Origin of the sequence: Bradyrhizobium sp. YR681 (assembly GCF_000282615.1) — a bacterium.
In the GTDB taxonomy this organism is placed as follows: domain Bacteria; phylum Pseudomonadota; class Alphaproteobacteria; order Rhizobiales; family Xanthobacteraceae; genus Bradyrhizobium.
The window spans coordinates 1-2,642 of record NZ_AKIY01000284.1 but is presented as its reverse complement, the minus strand read 5'-3'; the positions used below and the strand labels follow the sequence as shown (position 1 = coordinate 2,642).

Sequence of the window (2,642 nt, the reverse complement as noted above, 5' to 3'; positions counted from 1 at the left end):
ATTGCGAGCGAAGCGAAGCAATCCAGACTGTCTCCGCGGAAAGATGCTGGATTGCTTCGTCGCTACGCTCCTCGCAATGACGGCTGAGGAGATTACTTCATCAGCGGGATCGAGAACTCCGCACCTTCCTTGACGCCGGACGGCCAGCGCGAGGTCACCGTCTTGGTCTTGGTGTAGAAGCGGACCGAATCCGGGCCGTGCTGGTTGAGGTCGCCAAAACCAGACTTCTTCCAGCCGCCGAAAGTGTAATAGGCGATCGGCACCGGGATCGGCACGTTGATGCCGACCATGCCGACATTGACCTTGGCCGCGAAGTCGCGCGCGGCATCGCCGTCGCGGGTGAAGATGGCAACGCCGTTGCCGTAATCATGCTCGGACGGCAGCGCCAGCGCTTCCTTGTAGTCGTGCGCGCGCACGACCGACAGCACCGGCCCAAAGATCTCTTCCTTGTAGATCCGCATGTCCTTGGTGACGTTGTCGAACAGCGAACCGCCGAGATAGAAGCCCTTCTCGTAGCCCTGCATCTTGAAGCCGCGGCCGTCGACGGCGAGCGTCGCGCCTTCCTTGATGCCGATGTCGATATAGCCCTTGACCTTCTCGACCGCCTCGCGCGTGACCAGCGGACCGTAATCGGCCGACGGATCGATCGAGGTGCCGATCTTGAGGCTCTCGACGCGCGGGATCAGCTTTTCCATCAGCCGGTCGGCAGTCGATTTGCCGACGGGCACCGCGACGGAGACCGCCATGCAGCGCTCGCCGGCAGAGCCGTAGCCGGCGCCGATCAGTGCATCGACAGCCTGGTCCATGTCGGCGTCGGGCATGATGATGGCGTGGTTCTTGGCGCCGCCGAAGCACTGGCAGCGCTTGCCGGTCTGCGCCGCGCGCTCATAGATGTACTGCGCGATCGGGGTGGAGCCGACGAAACCGACGGCCTTGATATCGGGGTCGTCGAGGATGGCGTCGACCGCTTCCTTGTCGCCGTTGACGACGTTGAGGATGCCGGCCGGCAGTCCCGCCTCCATCATCAGTTCGGCGAGCAGCATCGGCACGCCCGGATCGCGCTCGGACGGCTTGAGGATGAAGGCGTTGCCGCAGGCGATCGCGGGCGCGAACTTCCACATCGGGATCATCGCCGGGAAATTGAACGGCGTGATGCCGGCGACGACGCCGAGCGCCTGGCGCATCGAATAGATGTCGATGCCGGGGCCGGCGCCCTCGGTGTACTCGCCCTTCATCAGATGCGGGATGCCGCAGGCGAATTCGGCGACCTCGAGGCCGCGCTGGATGTCGCCCTTGGCGTCCGGCACGGTCTTGCCGTGCTCGCGCGCCAGCAGCTCGGCGAGCTTGTCGTAGTCGCGCTGCACCAGCTCGACGAATTTCATCATGACGCGGGCGCGGCGCTGCGGGTTGGTCGCAGCCCATTCGGGCTGCGCGGCGCGGGCGTTCTCGACCGCGGCGCGGACTTCGGCCTTGGACGCCAGCGCCACCTTGGCCTGGACGTCACCCGTCATCGGCTCGAAAACGTCGGCGGTGCGGCCCGAGGTCCCCTTGACCTCCTTGCCCCCGATGAAATGTCCGACTGCGCGCATGGAAAGAACTCCTTAGGTCCAAGCTTAGGTCTAAGTCTGATCGCTTTGACAAATCCTATCGACCTGCATTTTATAGGATTCAAGTCTGAGATAATGCACCATAGATGTGCGAAAATGCTGGATCAAGGCGCTATCGACTGGGACGACTTCCGCTTCGTGCTGGCTATCGTAAGGGGCGGCTCGGTGTCGGCTGCGGCAAAACAGCTTGGGGTGGACCACGCCACGGTGATCCGCCGCGTGGACCGGCTGGAAAAGCACCTCTCGGCCAAGCTGTTTGACCGGCGCAAGACCGGCTATCTCCTCACCGAGGCCGGCCAGCGCGTTGCCGACAGCGCCGAAGCGATGGAATCGACCATCGTGGCCAACCAGGAGCAGGTCGGCGGCTCCGTGGCGCGGCTGACCGGCACGGTGCGGATCGGCGCCCCTGACGGGTTCGGCACCGCCTTCCTGGCCCCTCGCCTTGCTCCGTTCGCCGACCTCTATCCCGACCTCGATCTGCAACTTGTAGCCACCGCGCGGCTGTTCAGTCTCTCCAAGCGCGAGGCCGACATCGCGATCAGCCTGACCATGCCGAAGGAAGGCCGCATCGTCGGCCGCAAGCTCCTGGACTACCGCCTCGGGCTTTATGCCGCCCCCGCCTATCTCGACCGCTTCCCGAAAATCGCCTCGCGCGAGGTGCTGCCGCAGCACCGCTTTGTCGGCTATATCGAGGAGCTGCTGTTCACGCCGGAGCTCGACTATCTGCCGCAGGTGTCGCCGCGAATCTCAGCGCGCTTCCGCAGCGCCAATCTGATCGCACAGCTCAACGCCACGCTGTCAGGATTCGGTATCGCGGTGCTGCCGCATTTCATGGCGAGCGACTATCCGCAGCTGGTCGCAGTGCTGCCCGAGGAGGTTTCGATCACGCGGACGTTCTGGATGCTGATGCACGCCGACAGCAAGGATCTCGCCCGGATCAGGGCGGTGGCGGATTACATTGGGGAGATCGTGGAGCGCGACCGGGCGTTGTTTGCGGGGAGATAGACGACGGTCCCGTAGCAACCATTAAAGGCT

General features: G+C 64.1%; 2 protein-coding genes. One reads left to right on the top strand and one right to left on the bottom strand.

Features of this window, described 5'->3' with window-relative positions; translation table 11 throughout:
* Positions 1-92 precede the first annotated feature (92 nt).
* Positions 93-1,589, bottom strand: coding sequence for a CoA-acylating methylmalonate-semialdehyde dehydrogenase (locus PMI42_RS30755; protein ID WP_008141980.1), 1,497 nt, complete (start codon positions 1,587-1,589; stop codon positions 93-95).
* Positions 1,590-1,703: 114 nt separating this feature from the next.
* Here PMI42_RS30755 and PMI42_RS30750 point away from each other — a divergent pair, with 114 nt between their 5' ends.
* Entirely contained in the window at positions 1,704-2,612 is a 909-nt protein-coding gene (locus PMI42_RS30750; RefSeq protein ID WP_008141978.1) for a LysR family transcriptional regulator, read from the top strand.
* Positions 2,613-2,642 lie beyond the last annotated feature (30 nt).

Coding starts and splice junctions, on each gene's coding strand:
- PMI42_RS30755 (WP_008141980.1), bottom strand. CDS start 1,589: ATGCGCGCAGTCGGACATTTCATCGGGGGCAAGGAGGTCAAGGGGACC.
- PMI42_RS30750 (WP_008141978.1), top strand. CDS start 1,704: ATGCTGGATCAAGGCGCTATCGACTGGGACGACTTCCGCTTCGTGCTG.